This window comes from Shewanella electrodiphila (assembly GCF_023283985.1).
In the GTDB taxonomy this organism is placed as follows: Bacteria; Pseudomonadota; Gammaproteobacteria; order Enterobacterales; family Shewanellaceae; genus Shewanella; species Shewanella electrodiphila.
In genome coordinates this window covers 21,114-40,648 of the sequence record NZ_JAKIKU010000005.1, presented here as the reverse complement: position 1 = coordinate 40,648, position 19,535 = coordinate 21,114, and the positions used below count along the sequence as shown (strand labels likewise).

Sequence of the window (19,535 nt, the reverse complement as noted above, 5' to 3'; positions counted from 1 at the left end):
TGTTTTTTGTCCTGCTGAAATGACTTGTTATACGTACAGCGCACCGAACTAAACTGGCTTGCAAGGTAACAAATCGGCAAACTCATAAATATTTTTAATATACTCTTTTCCGTTTAGATCACGAGCATAAGAACGAACTTCTAATTGACGGTTTGCAGCAAGATAAATGTCAGTTCTTAATTCTGAAATAAAACTTGATTCAATTTTATGCTGCTCCATTAGTTTTGGAAGCCACTCTTTATAATAAGTAATACTTTTACGAACACGGCTAGGTAATTCAGAGTGCTTAACATCATCAGGTGAAATCCAATAGATTTAGACTAAATTATCATCAGATTCATACGCCAACGCTTTTAGATCTTTAAAGACAAATTCACCATCGACATAGTTTTCAAAACTAACATATGAGTGGGTAAAGTTGTGTGCAAATGCTGCGATATTCTTAAATTTCATAAGTACGTATAACAGCTTATTACAATGATCGCCTGTTAAAGTCGACCGTTTAAGTTATTGATTTATGTCATCTTACATTAGCTATCTTATTGATAAAGACAACAAACTCAACTTACAGAATCAAACAAACCTTGCTTGCTCTGAAAACTAGTAGGGTAAAAATAAGCCCTTAACGACCTGCTAGTGCTGATGCAGGAGCAATTTTAGTGGCTTTATAAGCTGGATAAATGGTCGCAAACAAGCTCATGACGAGTCCCATCGTGACCACTAATATCACATCTTGTTGTTGTAATTCAGACGGTAAAAAGTCGATAAAATAAATATCTGAAGCTAATAGCTGGATCCCAAAGGTTTGTTCAACAAAACTGGCTGTTGCGCTTAAGTTGGTTGCAAGCAGCACCCCAATACCAGCGCCAATGGTACAACCTAATAAACCGTTCAAGCCGCCTTGCATGATAAAAATCGCCATCACGGCGCCACGTTTTAAGCCCATGGTCATTAAAATTGCAATTTCAGCACTTTTATCTCTCACAGCCATCACTAAAGTAGACACGATATTAAAACAAGCCACTGCAATAACTAACGCCAGCACTAAGTACATCACCATGCGGACTAGTTGAATATCTTGATATAAATGCCCTTGTGAGCGAGTCCAGTTATTTAAGTGTAAATACTGACTTTGCGCATAGCCAAGATCGCGAGTAATTCTTGGCGCACTGAATACATTGTTAACGGTAATTCTAAGGCCGGTTGCTGAACCTTGGGGAATTTTTAATACGCTAGCAAGGTATGACATCGAAACATATGCCTGCGTCGATTCAATCTCGCCCCCTAAATCGTAAACCCCTGCCACAATAAATCGATGACTTTTAGCTGCTGACAATTTATTAGATTGGCTCATGTCCGGCGTATACATAGATAATGTATCGCCAACACTTAAGCCAAGCTTGTCTAATAGACTGCGACCTAAGACAATATTGTTTACTGGCTCAGCCAACGCATTCCAGGCAGCGGCCGGCATAAACTCTGCGAGTGTTGATACTTTTTGCTCAAATTCAGGTTCAATACCGTTAAGCTCAATACCTTGAAAACCACCCGGCTTTTGCACGAGTCCTTGCATCCGAATAAAAGGCGCTGTGGCGACGATTTCGGGCATATCTTTAGCTGTTTCTGCAATAGACTGCCAATCATGTAAAGGCTCATTCACACTGAGCAACTCGCCATGAGACACTACACCTAACAAACGTTGTTCAAGCTCTCGCTCAAAACCGTTCATGGCGGATAACACCAAAATAAGTACCGCAACACCCAGTGCGATACCCGCTGTGGAGGCAAATGAAATAAACCCAATGAAACCATTAGATTGTCTAGCCCGATAAAAACGCCAACCTATTGTGAGCGGCAGTAATGACTTCATTAACTATTATCCATCGCAGTTGACTCAGCTTTTGCAGCAAGAGGGTTATTAGCCCCCGTTAAAGACTGCAATACACCGTCTTTCATCGTTAGCTGTCTATCCATCTTTTCAGCCAGCTTATAGTCATGAGTGACCACAACAAATGCAGTCCCTAATTGCTGAGCAAGTTCGCGAATAAGCAAATACACACTGTCGCCACTGTTAGCATCCAAATTACCCGTTGGCTCATCTGCAAGCACTAGCTTAGGCTTATTAATAAGCGCTCTAGCAATCGCGACGCGCTGACGCTCTCCGCCTGAAAGCTGCGCAGGGATATGCTGTAATCTATGCCCAAGGCCGACTCTTTCGAGTAATTCAGTCGCTTCTTTCAAGGTTTGCTTTTTATCTCGGCCTTGAATAAATGCTGGCATTGCCACATTTTCAAGTGCTGAGAACTCAGGTAACAAATGATGAAATTGGTAAATAAACCCTAAATCTTGATTACGTATTTCGGCCTGACGAGTGGCGTTTAATTGATAGAGGTTTTCACCATCAAGCAAGACCTCGCCAGCGGTAGGAATATCTAATGTTCCCATGATATGCAATAAGGTACTTTTACCCGAACCAGAGCTACCAACAATGGCAAGTTGTTCGCCTTTATACACATTCAAATCAACATTCGTCAGCACTTTGGTTGTGGTTTCACCATCATGAAACTGTTTGCTTACGTTACTGACTTGCAATATCACTGAAGCTTCTTTTTTCATTATTCATATCTCAATGCGGTTGCTGGCTGAACGCGTGCAGCGGTTAATGCTGGGTAAATCGTGGCAATAAGCGTCATCGCCAAGGTGCCAACAACAATAATAGCGATTTGGGTAACCGAGATCTCGACCGGTAACATTTGCCCTCCTCCCAATACTGAAATGCCTAATACGCCCAAAATAATATTTAAATTTAAGGTGATGGTAACACCAGCCAGCGCCCCTAATGCCAGACCAATAATCGCATTAAGCGAGCCCTGCACAATAAAGATATTCATCACTGCCTGAGTAGTTAACCCTTGGGTTTTTAATACCGCCACATCAGTGGTTTTATCTATAACCATCATTACTAACGCTGACACAATGTTAAACGCTGCAACAGCGACAATCAGCGATAACATCAATGACATCATGTTTTTTTCCATTTTGACCGCAGCGAATAAATGGCCAAAACTTTCACGCCAATCTCGGGTTGTGATATCAATGTTCTGCTGTTTAAGTTCTGCGGCAATACTTTCACCCATTTGCGGCGCAGCAAACGGATCGGCCAAATACACTCTAAGCTCATTGATTTCACTTGGCTTTAATCGCATTAATCGTCTTGCGTCTGTGTAATGAATATAAGCTAACGCTGAGTCGACTTGCGAGCCCATCTCAAATACACCCGCTACAGTAAATTTTCGCTGGCTTGGCACAGGACCGAGTGGCGAATACACCACGCCATCACCACTAAGTAGTCTGACTCTGTCACCGATATTGATGGATAACTTTCTCGCTAATTCACTGCCAAGTACAATATTGTAACTACCCGGTGTCAACTGCTCAAACGCACTGGAATAGGTATTAGCGATTATGGCCGACAAATTTTGTTCATATTCTGGGAATACGCCATAAACTTGCACAGCACTGATATTCTGACTGGATTGCACCATGGCTTGAGTGGTTACAGTAGGTGCTAACCCATGCACTTGAGACTGGGCAGTTAATGATTGCGTCTGTTGCTGCCAATCACTAAAACCTGCGTCATTAACTAGGGTTAACTGCGGCACAGCACCTAGAATTCGCTCTTTGAGTTGCCCTTCTAGACCGTTCATCACTGAGCTAACAATAATCAGCGCAGCGACACCTAAAAAAATACCCGAAACAGCAAAAAAAGTAATGAAAGATGCAAAAGCATTGGCTTTTCTTGTGCGCCAATAGCGGTAACCTATAAACAGTGAAAACCGAAAATTCATAAAGGAAAGCACATCCCAAGTTTGTAAGGCGAATAAAACGGCATTATTTGTATATTGTTTAATATAAAACAGCAGTTTATTTACGCAAGCGGGTTAAAACTTGCTAAATGATAAAGATGGGCATGATAATAGGGGTATTAGTTTGATAAATAAAGAGGCAAACCTTGTTCACTGAATCTAATGCATACTTTACTGTGCCTCATCAATTCAATGTCTACCTAGAATCTTGGCCAGAATCCAAAGGTATTCCGACTGAAGCTGACTTGCGCTCAATGCAATCTGTAGGGTTAAAACTACTGTCTGAAGTAAAAGAGCTTGAAGCCAGTTGCCTTCTACAATTGAGAGGCTTAGACAATGATGCTAAGGCGGTTGTCGACTTTCTCAAACTTCAGTCTCGCAAAGTCGATTTAGTGTTACATCATGTGTTAGAAAAAGAAGTGCAAACGGGTGACAAGTTCCTGGGTTCTCACTTTGGCGGCAGTGGTATTAGCTTAACTTCAAAAACTGCGTTAAATGTCGGTGATTACTTTAAAACCTCTATCTATATCAGTAGCGAGTTAGTTGCCATTTTATGTTTATGCCAAGTAACCCAATGCCAGCGTATTGAAAACGAGTCACAAACTGGCTCATACAACATCAGTCTAGAATTCAGTCAAATACTGGATGCAGATGTCGAGCAACTGGTTAAAGCCAGCCTAAATGTTCAACAAAAGATGTTAAAGATGCGCAAGCAAAGCCGCCAACAAAGCGTTGAATAACGAATTTTCCTGCAACTTCGTTTTTGCTCGCATATAATAGCTGCCAGACATTTAAGGTAACGGGGAAAGCTTGCCTTAATTAACACCAGTTTGAAGGTTTTTAATATACTCAAACATCATCAAACTGGGTGAATCACACATTTAAAGAAGCCAACTTAATAATTCAATGAAGAATTTTAACGTTTTAACACCGCCTAGTGTCAAAAAAGGCCAGCAATTTCAGACATTATCAACCCTAGGGGGCGTCTCTCAAGCCGTCACTCTCGCAAGTTTAATTGCTCAACATCCTGGTACCAGTTTAATTGTCACCAGTGATACCCCGAGTGCATTACAACTTGAAGTTGAGCTAGCCTACTTGTTATCTCAGTCTGATGTGAATGTGTGTTTATTTCCCGATAGAGAAACCCTGCCTTATGACAGTTTTTCACCCCATCAGGATTTGATTTCCCAGCGATTAGAAACCTTAGCGCAAATGAGCCAAAGCCAACACAATGTCATTATTGTGCCGGTGAATACATTAATGGTGAAACTGCCGCCAAAATCGTTTTTAACCGCCAATGTGATGTTGCTGAAAAAAGGCGACACTTATAGCTTGCAGCAAGTTAGGCAACATCTTACCGATACTGGCTACTACTCAGTTGACCAAGTCTACGAGCACGGCGAGTTTGCCATTCGCGGCTCGATTATGGACATTTTCCTGACAGGATCTGATGAGCCACTGCGTATTGAATTGTTTGACGATGAAGTCGAGTCGATTCGTTATTTCGATGTTGATACCCAACGTTCGAAACAAGAAGTTGATGCAGTACGCATGTTACCTGCAAAAGAGTTTCCAACGGATGCTGCCGGTATCGAAGGCTTTAGACAACGCTACCGTCGCCGCTTCGAAGTCATTTCCAAAGAAGCCGAGTCAGTTTATCAATTAGTTAGTCGCAACTTGATGCCAGCAGGGATAGAAAACTATCTGCCACTGTTTTTTGATGACTCAGCCAACTTGTTTGACTATTTACCTGCTGACACTCAGCTAATGACGTTGGGTGATATTGAGCAGGCAAGCCAACATCACTTAAATGAAATCAATGCGCGTTATGAAGACAGACGCGTTGATCCATTAAGGCCACTCCTTGCGCCGCAAGAGTTGTATTTACTGATTGATGAACTGTTCGCGAATTTTAAAAACTACCAACGTTCACAGTTGGCATTAGGTGCTGAAGACAATGCTAAAGCACAATCTGCCAATGTCTCAGCCCTACCTGACATCAATGCGAATCATAAATTAAAGCAGCCACTGATCAACCTGCAACAATACAGTGAAACTCATAAACAATTGGTATTTTGCGCCGAATCAGAAGGTCGACGCGAAGCACTTATCGAGCTTTTAGCCAAGATAGGTATTAAACCAAAACTGTTTGACCACCTTGATGATTACCTTAACGCTAAAACCGCTAAAGACACGATTGGTCTTGTTGTATCACCACTCTCACGAGGCTGTATTATTCATGACTCGCCTAAAGGCGAAGTCAGTGTCATCTGTGAAACTGAATTATTTGGTCAACGTATTTCGCAGCAACGCCGCCGTGAAAAACAAAAACAAGTCAGCTCTGATGTTCTAGTTAAAAACCTCGCTGAACTCAAAGTCGGTGAGCCGATTGTGCACTTGGAGCACGGCGTAGCCCTTTACAAAGGCTTAGTAACCCTTGATACCGGCGGCTTAGTCGCTGAATATTTACAGCTTGAATATACTGGCGGCGATAAGCTCTATGTTCCAGTTTCATCACTGCATCTCATTAGCCGCTACAGTGTTGGCGCTGATGAAACGCCCAGCTTAAACAAGCTAGGAAACGAAACTTGGGCTAAAGCCAAGAAAAAAGCCATTGAAAAAATTCGAGATGTTGCAGCTGAGCTGTTAGATGTCTATGCCCGCAGACAAGCTCGACCTGGCGATGCGATGAAAATCGAAGCTGAGGAATATGCCCAGTTTGCCCAAGGTTTCCCATTTGAAGAAACCGTCGATCAAGAAACCGCTATTGAAGCCGTGTTAACTGACATGCAAACCCCAATGGCAATGGACAGATTAGTCTGTGGTGATGTGGGCTTTGGTAAAACCGAAGTGGCCATGCGCGCCGCATTTGTTGCCGTTAATGCAGGCAAGCAAGTGGTTGTGCTGGTGCCAACTACCCTACTTGCCCAGCAGCATTACGAAAACTTCAAAGACCGCTTTGCCGATTGGCCTGTAGTCATTGAAGTGATGTCACGTTTTCGCTCAGCCAAAGAACAGAACCAAGTATTACAACAGCTATCTGAAGGCAAAGTCGATATTGTCATCGGTACTCACAAATTACTTCAAGCTGAAGCTAATTTTGATAATTTAGGCTTATTGGTTATTGATGAAGAACATCGCTTTGGTGTACGTCAAAAAGAGAAAATTAAAGCCTTACGTGCCAATGTCGATATTCTCACATTAACCGCGACCCCAATCCCGCGTACCTTAAACATGGCCATGTCTGGCATGCGTGATTTATCAATCATTGCTACGCCACCAGCAAAACGTCTCGCTGTGAAAACCTTTGTGCGTGAGTATGATATTGCTACCGTCAGAGAAGCTATCTTGCGTGAGATATTACGTGGTGGTCAGGTTTACTTCCTGCATAACAATGTTGAGACCATTGAAAAGTGTGCCCAAGACATTCGTGATTTATTGCCTGAGGCCCGTGTTGTTACTGCTCATGGTCAAATGCGCGAGCGTGAGCTTGAAAAAGTGATGTCAGAGTTTTATCACCAACGCTTTAATGTGTTGGTGTGTACCACCATCATTGAAACCGGTATTGATGTACCGAGCGCAAACACAATTATCATCGACCGTGCCGATAAGTTCGGCTTAGCGCAACTGCATCAATTACGTGGTCGTGTTGGCCGCTCACACCATCAGGCTTATGCGTATTTAATGACCCCGCACCCAAAACTAATGAGTGCTGATGCCCGTAAGCGCCTTGCTGCAATTGATGCCCTAGAAGATTTAGGTGCAGGTTTCATGCTAGCGACACAAGATTTAGAAATTCGCGGTGCAGGTGAACTGCTCGGTGATGAGCAAAGCGGTCATATTTCTAAAATTGGTTTTAGCTTATACATGGAAATGCTTGAATCAGCAGTGAAAGCGTTAAAAGAAGGTAAGGAGCCTTCACTCGCTTACATGCTTAATTCACAGTGTGAAGTTGATTTGCGTATCCCAGCATTGTTACCTGATGACTATGTCTCTGACGTTAATATGCGTTTATCTTTATATAAACGCATTGCCAATTGTGAAACCGAAAAAATGCTTGATGAACTTAAAGTTGAGTTTATCGACCGCTTTGGATTACTGCCAGATCCAACCCGTAACTTGATGGAGCTAACCTTATACAAACATCAAGCGACGGCGTTAGGCGCCAGTAAAATTGAGATGCATGCAAAAGGTGGCAGCATTGAATTTACTGACGATCATAAAATCGATCCTATGTTTATCATTGGTTTATTACAAAGTCAGCCACAAATTTATCGAATGGAAGGCTCAAATAAGTTAAAGTTCACTATGCCTGCAGAAACCAGTAAACAACGTCTAGACTTAATCAAGACTCTGCTAGAGCAATTAGCTAAACACCGTATTGGAGAAACTAAATAGTGCTGCGTAACTTTGCTATTTCCATTGCCGCTTTAACAGCGATGACTGCGTCGATTAATGCTCAAGCTAAATCTTGGTTTGAGGTTGAAGTCTTCGTATTTGAAAGACAGTCAAACAGTCTCGAGCAGTGGCAAGAAAACACTGCAACCCCTGCTAATCGCAAAAATATCGATTTAATCACGCCCATGATCAGTAATGATATTACTGGCGTTGCACTTGGGCTAACCGGTTGTACCTCAACCGACTGGACAAGCAGCGAAGTCGATTGCCAAGACCCCTTAGTTAGCGCCAACAAAACCACATTCCCAAGCCAAGTACCGTTTTCGATTGCAGCTGAATCGCCGCAAGTGGCGTATTTAGGTGAAGGGCCGTTATTGTTAGCCGAGTCTCAAAGTGAATTTGCAGAAATAATCAGCACCGTCCGTCGAGAAAAAGACGTTCGTAGCTTACTGCACATCACTTGGCAACAAGATATGCAGTCACGTAATCGCGCTAAGCCAATTCGTATTTTTGCCGGTAAGGATTTTTCAGAGCAATTTGATTACGCCGGTAATCCAGTCGCTGAAGAAGTTGATGATGAATTTTCAACGTTTGATTTCACATCGTCATTTGGCAGTTTTGTTGATGAACCTCAAACCAAGCCAGTGTGGGAGCTTGACGGTAATATCAATATTTACTTAAGTCATTATTTGTTTATTGAAACTAAGTTGGCTTTACGCAAACCGATTCAAAAGCAAACCAATCAAAGTGACTATTATCAATACAGTGTTGATGCCAATGATGAAAAAGTCATGAGTCCATTTTTACAATCAATACCTATGGTGCAAAACCGCCGAGTAAGATCTGGTGAAGTACATTATTTTGATCACCCCAATATGGGGATTATTATGCAAATCAGAAAGATGGAACAACCTACTACGACAAAACCAGCAGAGTTAGTACTTGAAGATGATTCACTGACTGAATTAAATGCTGAAGCTGTAACTGAATCGATGGCTTCTGGTATCAATTCGACTCAACGCCAGCTTAATTAAAAGCGGTCTTAATTAAACGTTAGCGAGTCGCTTTAGCAAAAATTAGAACCGAATGGGTAGTATTGACAATACATCTCATTCGGTTTTTTTACATAAAAAAACAGCTAATCATTCGATTAGCTGTATAAAGCAAAAATTTGCATAATATGACATTGATATAAGTGAATTTAAGTCGCATGTTAAACTCACCTGTATCATTTTGTAACATACTCATATCATATTTGCTAACTATCAGGAGTTAACTGCTTAGCAATTAACCAACTAGCGATGTAGAATCACCTATTAGTCCTCTCACAGTTCACGCTTACTCCAAAAAACTAGCTTAAGATTTGCTTGGCTAGCATTTGCGCTTTTTCCCAACGTTCAGTTGAACCAAGACCAATCATCACTTGCGCCATATCTGCTTTTAAGCCTTGAGCATTCGACGTTGGCCCCTTTTCAGGCCATGAAAACTCTGACAGCAAGGTTTTAACACCTTCAGGATCGTTACATACCAAAATCATATCGCAGCCAGCCGATAAAGCGGCTTGGGCACGCCCCAAATAATCCCCTGCAAACGAGGCACCTTTCATGCCTAAATCATCTGAGAAAATAACCCCGTCAAAGGCGAGTTCCTGACGTAATATGTCTTGCAGCCAATAAGACGAAAAGCCAGCAGGATTAGGATCAACCTGCTTATAAACCACATGAGCAGGCATCACACCATTCAATTGTTTTTTCGCCATCAGCTGCTTGAAAGGTTGCATATCAAAGTTAAAGATTTCATCTTTACTGCGATTATCTTCAGCCATTGCCACATGCGTATCCGCTTTCACGCTGCCATGGCCGGGAAAGTGTTTACCCACCGCAGCCATACCGGCTTGATTCATACCTTCAATAAAAGATTCAGCCAATAAACCCACTTCTTTAGGTTTAGCGCTAAAGCTGCGCTTACCAATAACATCGCTGACACCATTAACATCCAGAACTGGCGCAAAACTTAAATCAATATCGCAAGCGACCAATTCAATCGCCATTAAAAAGCCAAGCTCTCGACTCCAGCGCTGTGCTAATGCCATATCTCCTTTAGCTGCAGGTAAGATATCTCCCATCGCAGGTATCAGAGTAAACTCTTCTCTAAAGCGCTGCACACGCCCGCCTTCATGATCCACTGCTATCAATAAATCTGCACGAATTTCACGAACTGATTTTACTAACTCAATTAACTGCGCTTTATTAGAAAAATTGCGGGAAAATAAAATAATTCCTCCCACCTGTTGATGCTGTAATAAAGCGGCTTCTTCCTCGCTGACACTCAGGCCAGCTAAATCCATCATTAAATAACTCACGTTAACTCCTATTATTGCCTTAACGTCACGGGCTTGATTGTCCATATTACAAAAAAGTCGCCACTGTGATCTGGGTTACAATTACTTCAACTAATCTGAAGTGCATCGCATAAAAAAATCTAATGAACGATCTAATAAAAAGTATGGGATACTCAATTAAATAACAGACGAAATTTGAAAACCGTCAGGCAAATACTGCTTTAAAATCTGTATGTAATATTGACTATTATGCAGAGAAATAGTGGCTAGAGATACAGTTTACCAAGAATTGTTAATCTGGTTTATAGCTGTGATATTCGCCGCGGTAAAATAATAAACGACTATAATAAAAACGACTGAGTATTAAGGTTGATAACAATGATTAGCGTATTTGATATGTTCAAAATCGGTATTGGGCCCTCAAGTTCCCATACTGTCGGACCAATGAAAGCGGGTAAGCTGTTTATGCAGCATTTAGCAAACCAAGGTTTGTTACAGAATACCGATGAATTACGTTCAGAACTGTTTGGCTCATTAGGCCAAACAGGTAAAGGTCATGGTACTGGTAAAGCGGTCATCCTTGGTCTTATGGGTGAAGACCCTGATACCGTCGATACAGATGCTATTGATAACATTCTTGAACAAGTCTCCGCTAATCAAACACTGATACTCGCAGATGGTCGCTCAGTTAAATTTACTCGCGACAATGGTATTACCTATCATCGCCGTAAAAGTCTTCCTGCACATGCTAACGCCATGACGTTATATGCCTATAGCCAAGGCGAATGCATTTATGAACGTACTTATTACTCCGTTGGCGGTGGTTTCATTCTTGATGAAGATGAAATAACCCAAACCAATGCATCCCCTGCCACGCCGATAAAATCTGCGCCTTATGATTTTGACTCAGCCAGTCAATTGTTGGATCTGTGCTGTGATAATGGGTTAAGTATTTCATCGCTGATGATGGCAAATGAGTTAAGTATCGCCTCAGAAGATGATGTTAAACAGGGTTTGTGGGAAATTTGGCAAACCATGAAAGACTGTATTGAACGCGGTTATCAAAAAGAAGGCATGCTACCTGGCGGATTAAAACTTCGCCGACGAGCTCCAGCGTTATATCGTCGCTTACAAGCTGAAGGCCGCAACAATATGGACCCATTAACCGCGATGGATTGGGTCGATTTATTCGCTTTATCAGTCAATGAGCAAAATGCTGCTGGTGATAGAGTGGTTACCGCACCAACCAATGGCGCAGCGGGAATTATTCCTGCCGTACTTTGCTATTACCATACCTTTGTTCAAGAAGTCGATATGGATGTTTGTTGTCGTTACTTATTAACTGCAGCAGCAATTGGTATTTTGTATAAGAAAAACGCATCTATTTCTGGCGCTGAAGTTGGCTGTCAGGGCGAAGTTGGCGTGGCATGTTCAATGGCCGCAGCAGCGCTCACTGAAATTATGGGCGGCACTGTCGAACATGTAGAAAATGCGGCTGAAATAGGCATGGAGCATAACTTAGGCTTAACCTGCGATCCTGTAGGCGGACTAGTGCAAGTGCCTTGTATTGAACGTAATGCCATGGGCGCGGTTAAAGCGATTAATGCTTCACGAATGGCGCTTCGTGGTGACGGTAATCATAAAGTCAGTTTAGATAAAGTGATTAAAACCATGATGGATACCGGCAAAGATATGCGCAGCAAATACAAAGAAACTGCCAAAGGTGGTTTAGCGGTGAATATTGTCGAGTGTTAATGAGATAATATTATCTCACTGATATAGTTGATGAATAATAGTTGATGAATAAAAGAGGCTTAACAGCCTCTTTTTTAACGCTTAAATCTTCCTCTCACTTTTTTCCCAGCGAAAGAAACTCTAATCCAAGCCTTACAGATTTGACCTTGAATCATTTCCAGCGCTATTCCCTATATTTTTTACTTCACCTTTGCTTCTCAACTAACTAGTGATACTTTACGCTAATTAGTCAACTTTATTGAATGATTGAAACAGGAGTTTCAGGAAATATTTATGGATAAATTATCAGACAAAAGTAGTTACTTAGTGATTACCGCAATTACCCTTCTTGGATTAGTTTATAACATCATCGACAAGGATATTATTGGTTCTACCATTTTTTTAGTGCTGGTTATCGCCATCGCTTCAACTGCAGTTATCAAAAAAGTCATTAATGCTAAAAGTCCAAAATAATCAATTCTATAAATAAAAACAAATTAAAAAATTCAGTTGTTACTAACAGGAATTGATTGAAATGGATATTAAAAACGTTTTCAAAGCTGACTCAGTCGTTAAAACACTCCTACTTTGTGTATTAACCATTGGGGTATATTTTATTTATAAGCTTTATCAATTCTCAACTCAGATAAACAACAATACCCAGCTAGAAATATCATCTACATTTATGGCTATTACAATAGCTTTATTTACCATGTCATTGAGCAGCCTGATTTACGCCATTATCAATTTACATGATCCTCTGATACTGAAAGGCTCCATTGGTATTCATGTCATCTCAACAATTTTTGATATGGTATGGATATTTATGGTTCGTAATAGAATTAACTGTCTATCAGCTTCGAACAAAGGCGACCGACTTTGGTTAGACCCAATATTTACCTCATTTTTTCATGTTATTTATATGCAACATACGATAAACCAAGGCCTATCTAATCCTTCTAACTTGATACCTGATTAACTTATGAGTCACTCTTTAATATGAAAGGAACGTTCAACTTTATCGTAAATCATGCTTGATCATTATATTCTATTCTAGCCATTAGTTAATATGCTCATGGTTAAAAGAGGTGTTAAGTGCCAATACAAACAACTGAATTTATTGCTTTAGATTTCGACGTGCCAACAACATTCATCACCAGAAATTTCTACTTTAGAATGCTCGAACCAAGTGTGGCTAAACAAGATTACGACGCTGTAATGTCAAGCATTAAGCGTTTAAGGTATCTTTTTGGCCCAAGTTCCGTTTGGCCACTAAACTCCATGACACTCGAAGAAAACACCGCTAGCTTGAAAGTCCATCAGCAAGAATTTAACTCAAGAACAGCATTTGCCTATTCGGTGTTTGATAAGTCAAATACTCGCTGTATTGGGTCTGTGTACATTGATCCAAGTCAATCACCAAATTATCACTGCGAAGTTTATTTCTGGATTAGGGATGATAATGTTTATTTAGAAGACCATCTTTATGACACGATTGATCGTTGGCTTAAAAATAGCTGGCCGTTTACCAAAATAGTATTTCCTGGGAGAAGTGTAGAGTGGAAATCATGGTCTAAAGAAATAAACAATAAACGATAAGTACATACATCCAATGAGCCCAAATAATAACAACTCAACCATTCAAAGCTCGATAATGTTCAGTACAACAATGCAACAACAGTTCATGCTGCGAGCATTAGCAATTTCACATAAGGCTTTGCCAAAATGTCAGCCAAACCCGCCTGTTGGTTGTGTGCTAGTAACAAATAATGAGATTGTCGCCGAAGGTTTCACGCAGGAAATTGGTCATAATCACGCAGAAATAGAAGCTCTGAAAGCATATTCTAGCGATATGTCTGATTCTATTGTAGGCGCTATGTCAGATGTCATTGCTTATGTCACCCTTGAGCCTTGCGCGTTTATTGGTCGCACTCCTGCATGCGCTAATGCCATTATTGAGTCAGGAATAAAGCACGTCATAGTCGCAATGTTAGATCCTGATGCTAGAAATAGCGGTAAAGGGATCAGTATCCTCGAAAAAGCCGGCATTACTGTTGAAGTCGGATTATGTCATCAGCAAGTAAGCCGTTTTTTATCACCTTATTTAAATAAATCATACCCGCTTTCATAAAGGCCAATATTCATTACCCGCCCAGCTTTTTTACGCTCACAATTTAGCCCTTCTCAAGATGATTTTTAAGCCAAAGTATGTTTGTATGAATTAACAGCAAATCGATTTTTTAATTAAGTTAATAATTTAGCCAAAGGGTTAGAAATGAAAAATATTATCTGCGATATTGATGGCGTTTTACTGCATGACAACAAACTCATTCCTGGAAGTGATACTTTTATCCATAGAGTACTAGAACAAGGTAATCCGCTCGTTATTCTTACCAACTACCCTGTACAGACTGGGAAAGATCTGCAAAATCGACTTGGCGCAGCTGGAATTAATGTGCCTGAAAGCTGTTTTTATACCTCTGCAATGGCAACTGCGGATTTCTTAAAGCACCAACAAGGTAATAAAGCTTATGTCATCGGTGAAGGTGCCCTAACCCATGAGCTCTATAATGCGGGCTTTACCATTACAGACATCAACCCTGACTTTGTTATTGTGGGTGAAACTCGTTCATTTAACTGGGACATGATCCATAAAGCCTCTGGATTTATTGCCAATGGCGCGCGTTTTATTGCAACAAACCCTGATACTCACGGCCCAGCATACAGCCCTGCTTGCGGCGCATTGTGTTCTCCGATTGAGCGGATAACAGGTAAAAAGCCATTTTATGTTGGCAAACCAAGCTCGTGGATCATACGTTCAGCGTTAAACCATATTAAAGGCCATTCAGAAAATACCGTGATTATTGGTGACAACATGCGCACTGATATTTTGGCAGGTTTCCAAGCTGGACTTGAAACAATTCTGGTCACTAGCGGCGTCAGCCAAATGGGCGATATTGATAAAGAACCTTTCAGACCCAACCACGTTTTTAAGTGTGCTGGCGATATTGATGTTGTCTAAAGTATTAACTTTGCTGGAACATGGCAATTAAAGCTAATTTAATATAACGAGTTTTAAGAGTATGTCAGCAAGGTTTTATGTTGTGATACTCTTTAAAAACCATCTAAATCAGTTGAATCTGCTACATCTTCATTCGGTTAACATTAGGTAACATAATTTCAAGCTTATGCTCTTGTTTGCTGCATAAGCTTGATACATCATGCGTTGATAGCATTAAGCTAGTTGCCCGAAAATACTTAGTGTACATAACTAATCATTTTATCGTTAATAGACCTCTAGTAATAAGCTTATAGAAACCAACATGCAGTCACTGCATTGTGATTCTAATACCATAATGTTCCAATAATACTTAAAAATAACAATAGGATGACCTATGAAACACTTGCTCCCTTTTTGCGCATTAGCGTTATTAAGCGCCTGCAGCCCTCAAAGTGCTGATGAGCAAACCTCTGCACCTTCAACAATCAACAGTGCTTCAGCTGCCGCAAGCCTAGTCACTTTTGATGAAGCACGTTTTAGAAAAGATATTAAAACCCTTTCTTCAGATGAGTTTGAAGGCCGCGCCCCGACCACTAAAGGCGAAAAACTCACATTAGATTATTTATCTGCAGCCTTTAAAGAAATGGGCTTAAATACGACTTATCAAGACAGTTACTTACAACCCGTGCCTATGGTGAGTTACACCGCTAGTGAGTCACAACAAATTAGCTTAGCTGGCATGACCATGGAAAACCGTAAGGATATTGTTCTAGGTACACGCCATGATAAAGGTGGGGTAGACATCAATAATGCACCATTAGTCTTTGTAGGATACGGCATAAACGCACCTGAATATCAATGGAATGACTACCAAGACATAGACATGAAAGGGAAAATCGCGGTGATCATGGTCAATGACCCAGGGTTTGCTCACCCTGAGTCAGATAAATTTAATGGCAAAGCGATGACTTACTATGGTCGCTGGAGCTATAAATTTGAAGAAGCTAGCCGACAAGGCGCGTTAGGCGCAATCATCATTCATGACACCGCGCCAGCATCTTACCCTTGGTCGGTGGTAGAAAATAGCTGGACTGGCGCTCAACAAGATTTAGTTTTCAGTAAAGAAGTACAAGATCAACGTATCGCGGTAGAAGGCTGGATGACGTTAGATAGTGCGACCGCCATATTCAAAACAGCGGGTTTTGAACTAACAAACCTCATGGCTCGCGCATCAGACAGTGCAATAAACCTAGACTTAAAACAAACAGCAGACATCGCTTTCACTAGCGAAGCTGAGTACGCCGATAGTTACAATGTCGTCGCTACTCTACCCGGTAAAAACGCCGCTGCTGAACATATATTATTTACCGCTCATTGGGACCATATTGGCATCGATTTGACCAAAGATGGCGATAATATTTATAACGGTGCATTAGATAATGCATCAGGCACCGCTGGGATACTAGAAATCGCTCGCCAGTTTGCTAAGCAAGCACAGCAAGGTAATAGGTTAAACCGTTCAGTGACCTTTATTGCGACTACAGGCGAAGAACAAGGTCTATTAGGTTCACGCTATTACGCTGCCAACCCAATTTATCCAATAGATAAAACAGTTGCCGTATTTAATCTTGATAGCACCAATGTGTATGGTAAAACCCAAGATTACACTATTGTAGGTAAAGGCCAGTCGGAGCTTGAAGCCTATTTAATTTATGTCGCTAAAGGCCAAAACAGAACAGCAACCCGTGAGCGTAACCCTGCATCAGGTGGTTTTTTCCGCTCTGATCATTTCAGTTTTGCAAAACTTGGCGTGCCGGCAGTGTTTGCAGGCGGTGGTAGTGTACCTCTAGATGATGCAACTGCGCAGTATAAACAAGCGATGCAAGCACAAATGAAAGGGTGTTATCACAACGTTTGTGATCATTACCGAGCTGACTGGGATTTATCTGGCGCATTACAAGATTTAGCCGTTTACTATCAAGCTGCTGAAACATTAGCCAATAATGGGGATTGGCCAGGTTATTACAAAGGCTCCGAATTTAACAGTTTGCGCCCTGCTAAAGATTAAACTGCGAAAGTTTCATCCCTAAAGCCTAAAATCCCTTGTGATAATGTTCATAAGGGATTTTTGTTTAAATTTACGTCAAATGAATACATATTTTAATCTTTAGAATTTATCTCTCTCTGATTCAATATTCTCAAATCGAAATGGCAATTTCAGAGAGTAAAATCAATATTCATCAATAATATCGTTACAAGTTTAACCGATCCTCAAAATGACAATGCAAAAACAAAGATTAACCACACCTAAAACCGCCTTTTGTTGAGAATAATTTAAAAATCAGCGTTGAACATTGTGAAAAATGCTGTCAAAGTGAATCCCAGATAAAGATTATTACGATTCGCTATACGATTTCTGGAGCCACATTATGTGTTCAATTTTTTCAATTTTAGATATTCAATCAGACGCTAAAGAATTGCGTCAAGTGGCTTTAGAAATGTCGAAGCTATTACGTCACCGTGGACCAGATTGGTCAGGTGTATATGCAGATGATAAAGCGATTCTGGCTCATGAACGCCTTGCCATTGTTGACGTTGATCACGGAGCTCAGCCATTAATCAGCGAAGATGACAGTATCGTTTTAGCAGTGAATGGTGAAATTTATAACCATAAACAACTTAAAGAAGAGTTGGGTGAAAAGTACCGATACAAAACCAACTCAGACTGTGAAGTCATCTTAGCTTTATACCAAGAATACGGTGTAGACTTTCTCGACAAGCTAAACGGTATTTTTGCTTTCGTTCTATACGATAAAACAAAAGATGCCTTTTTAATTGGTCGTGATCACATGGGGATTATTCCCCTATACTCTGGTCGTGACAGCTTAGGAAACTACTACATTGCCTCTGAAATGAAAGCACTGATGCCAGTATGTAAAACAGTTGAAGAGTTTAAGCCTGGTCATTATCACTATTCTAAAGATGCTGATTTAACTCAATACTATCAGCGTGATTGGCGTGACTACGATGCAGTTAAAGATAACCCTGCTAGCAAAGAAGAGTTACGTGATGCCCTAGAAGCTGCAGTAAAACGTCAGCTGATGTCGGATGTGCCATACGGGGTATTATTATCAGGCGGTTTAGATTCATCCGTTATTTCAGCGATTACGCAAACCTTTGCTAAACGTCGTATTGAAAATGACAGTGAAACAGATGCATGGTGGCCACAACTGCATTCATTTGCCGTAGGTTTAGAAGGCGCACCAGACTTAATTGCAGCGAAAAAAGTTGCTGACGATATTGGCACGATTCACCATGAAATCCACTTCACTTTCCAAGAAGGTTTAGATGCGATTAAAGAAGTGATTTATCACCTAGAAACTTATGATGTTACGACCATTCGTGCCGCTACACCGATGTATTTAATGGCCCGTAAAATTAAAGCCATGGGGATCAAAATGGTATTGTCAGGTGAAGGCGCTGACGAACTATTTGGTGGTTACTTGTATTTCCATAAAGCGCCAAATGCTCAAGCATTCCATGAAGAGTTAGTCCGTAAGTTAGATAAATTACATTTATTTGATTGCCTACGAGCTAACAAAGCCATGGCAGCATGGGGACTTGAAGCCCGCGTTCCATTCTTAGATAAAGAGTTCATGGATGTAGCGATGCGCATCAACCCTGAAGCGAAAATGTCTAAAGATGGCCGTATTGAGAAAAACATCTTACGTGAAGCCTTTGAACACGCCCTCCCGCATGAAGTGGTATGGCGTCAAAAAGAACAGTTTAGTGATGGTGTTGGTTACTCATGGATTGATGGCTTGAAAGACATTGCTGCTGAACAAGTAGATGATTTACAACTGGCCAATGCTAAATTTAGATTCCCATATAACACACCGGAATCTAAAGAAGCCTATTATTACCGTAGTTTCTTTGAAGAGTTTTTCCCACTTGAATCTGCAGCTGAAACAGTACCCGGTGGTAAAACGGTGGCTTGTTCGACTCCTGAAGCACTTCTTTGGGATGAAAGCTTACAAGGCATTAACGACCCATCAGGACGTGCCGTTAAAAACGTCCATGACAGTGCTTATTAAGTTGTAAAATTTCAACTAACTCAACAATAAATTTGAAGCCACCCGCAGGGTGGCTTTTTTATTGCAGCTAATTGATTTAGTCTACCCCACATAAATACTGA

Annotated in this window: 17 protein-coding genes; 11 read left to right on the top strand and 6 right to left on the bottom strand. The window is 41.0% G+C overall.

Annotation, left to right across the window (positions count from 1 at the left end; genetic code table 11):
• Positions 1-48 precede the first annotated feature (48 nt).
• From L2737_RS10615 to L2737_RS10595, 5 genes are all read right to left on the bottom strand, one after another.
• Positions 49-219: a hypothetical protein gene (locus L2737_RS10615; RefSeq protein ID WP_248955686.1), complete on the bottom strand. Its 171-nt coding sequence runs from the start codon at positions 217-219 to the stop codon at positions 49-51.
• A 96-nt stretch (positions 220-315) separates the two neighbouring features.
• Entirely contained in the window at positions 316-453 is a 138-nt protein-coding gene (locus L2737_RS10610; protein WP_248955685.1) for a hypothetical protein, read from the bottom strand.
• Positions 454-622: 169 nt separating this feature from the next.
• A complete protein-coding gene (gene lolE / locus L2737_RS10605; RefSeq protein WP_248955684.1) occupies positions 623-1,870 on the bottom strand; it encodes a lipoprotein-releasing ABC transporter permease subunit LolE in 1,248 nt (415 codons plus the stop codon).
• Positions 1,870-2,616: a lipoprotein-releasing ABC transporter ATP-binding protein LolD gene (gene lolD / locus L2737_RS10600; RefSeq protein ID WP_102528541.1), complete on the bottom strand. Its 747-nt coding sequence runs from the start codon at positions 2,614-2,616 to the stop codon at positions 1,870-1,872. Before lolD ends, lolE begins: the two co-directional genes overlap by 1 nt.
• The gene (locus L2737_RS10595) at positions 2,616-3,848 is read right to left on the bottom strand and encodes a lipoprotein-releasing ABC transporter permease subunit (RefSeq protein ID WP_248955683.1); all 1,233 of its coding nucleotides are present in this window, start codon (positions 3,846-3,848) and stop codon (positions 2,616-2,618) included. The genes lolD and L2737_RS10595 overlap by 1 nt, the downstream gene beginning before the upstream one ends.
• A 164-nt stretch (positions 3,849-4,012) precedes the next feature.
• On the opposite strand from L2737_RS10595, the gene L2737_RS10590 reads away from it, so the two are divergent.
• From L2737_RS10590 to L2737_RS10580, 3 genes are all read left to right on the top strand, one after another.
• A complete protein-coding gene (locus tag L2737_RS10590; protein ID WP_248955682.1) occupies positions 4,013-4,606 on the top strand; it encodes a hypothetical protein in 594 nt (197 codons plus the stop codon).
• Between the two features lie 166 nt (positions 4,607-4,772).
• Positions 4,773-8,264: a transcription-repair coupling factor gene (gene mfd / locus L2737_RS10585; protein WP_248955681.1), complete on the top strand. Its 3,492-nt coding sequence runs from the start codon at positions 4,773-4,775 to the stop codon at positions 8,262-8,264.
• A complete protein-coding gene (locus L2737_RS10580; RefSeq protein ID WP_102528545.1) occupies positions 8,264-9,298 on the top strand; it encodes a peptidoglycan binding protein CsiV in 1,035 nt (344 codons plus the stop codon). The genes mfd and L2737_RS10580 overlap by 1 nt, the downstream gene beginning before the upstream one ends.
• Before the next feature lie 317 nt (positions 9,299-9,615).
• On the opposite strand, the gene nagZ is transcribed toward L2737_RS10580, so the two are convergent.
• Positions 9,616-10,626 (bottom strand): beta-N-acetylhexosaminidase, encoded by a 1,011-nt coding sequence (nagZ, locus tag L2737_RS10575; protein WP_248955680.1) that lies wholly within the window; start codon positions 10,624-10,626, stop codon positions 9,616-9,618.
• A gap of 357 nt (positions 10,627-10,983) precedes the next feature.
• Between nagZ and L2737_RS10570 the strand changes: the two genes are divergently transcribed.
• From L2737_RS10570 to asnB, 8 genes are all read left to right on the top strand, one after another.
• Positions 10,984-12,360, top strand: coding sequence for an L-serine ammonia-lyase (locus L2737_RS10570; protein ID WP_102528547.1), 1,377 nt, complete (start codon positions 10,984-10,986; stop codon positions 12,358-12,360).
• A gap of 273 nt (positions 12,361-12,633) precedes the next feature.
• Positions 12,634-12,813, top strand: a complete 180-nt coding sequence (locus L2737_RS10565) for a hypothetical protein (protein ID WP_102528548.1) — start codon at positions 12,634-12,636, stop codon at positions 12,811-12,813.
• A gap of 61 nt (positions 12,814-12,874) precedes the next feature.
• Complete coding sequence (locus L2737_RS10560; RefSeq protein WP_248955679.1) at positions 12,875-13,318, top strand: hypothetical protein; 444 nt, start codon at positions 12,875-12,877, stop codon at positions 13,316-13,318.
• Positions 13,319-13,434: 116 nt separating this feature from the next.
• Positions 13,435-13,938, top strand: a complete 504-nt coding sequence (locus L2737_RS10555; protein WP_248955678.1) for a GNAT family N-acetyltransferase — start codon at positions 13,435-13,437, stop codon at positions 13,936-13,938.
• Positions 13,939-13,993: 55 nt separating this feature from the next.
• The gene (locus L2737_RS10550; protein WP_248955677.1) at positions 13,994-14,470 is read left to right on the top strand and encodes a bifunctional diaminohydroxyphosphoribosylaminopyrimidine deaminase/5-amino-6-(5-phosphoribosylamino)uracil reductase RibD; all 477 of its coding nucleotides are present in this window, start codon (positions 13,994-13,996) and stop codon (positions 14,468-14,470) included.
• A gap of 144 nt (positions 14,471-14,614) precedes the next feature.
• On the top strand, positions 14,615-15,361 hold the full coding sequence (locus tag L2737_RS10545; protein ID WP_102528550.1) for an HAD-IIA family hydrolase: 747 nt from the start codon (positions 14,615-14,617) through the stop codon (positions 15,359-15,361).
• Positions 15,362-15,734: 373 nt separating this feature from the next.
• Entirely contained in the window at positions 15,735-17,408 is a 1,674-nt protein-coding gene (locus tag L2737_RS10540; RefSeq protein WP_248955676.1) for a M28 family metallopeptidase, read from the top strand.
• A 361-nt stretch (positions 17,409-17,769) separates the two neighbouring features.
• Positions 17,770-19,434 carry an asparagine synthase B gene (asnB, locus tag L2737_RS10535; protein WP_229369089.1) on the top strand — a complete coding sequence of 555 codons (1,665 nt, stop codon included), beginning with the start codon at positions 17,770-17,772 and terminating at the stop codon, positions 19,432-19,434.
• Positions 19,435-19,535: the final 101 nt, after the last annotated feature.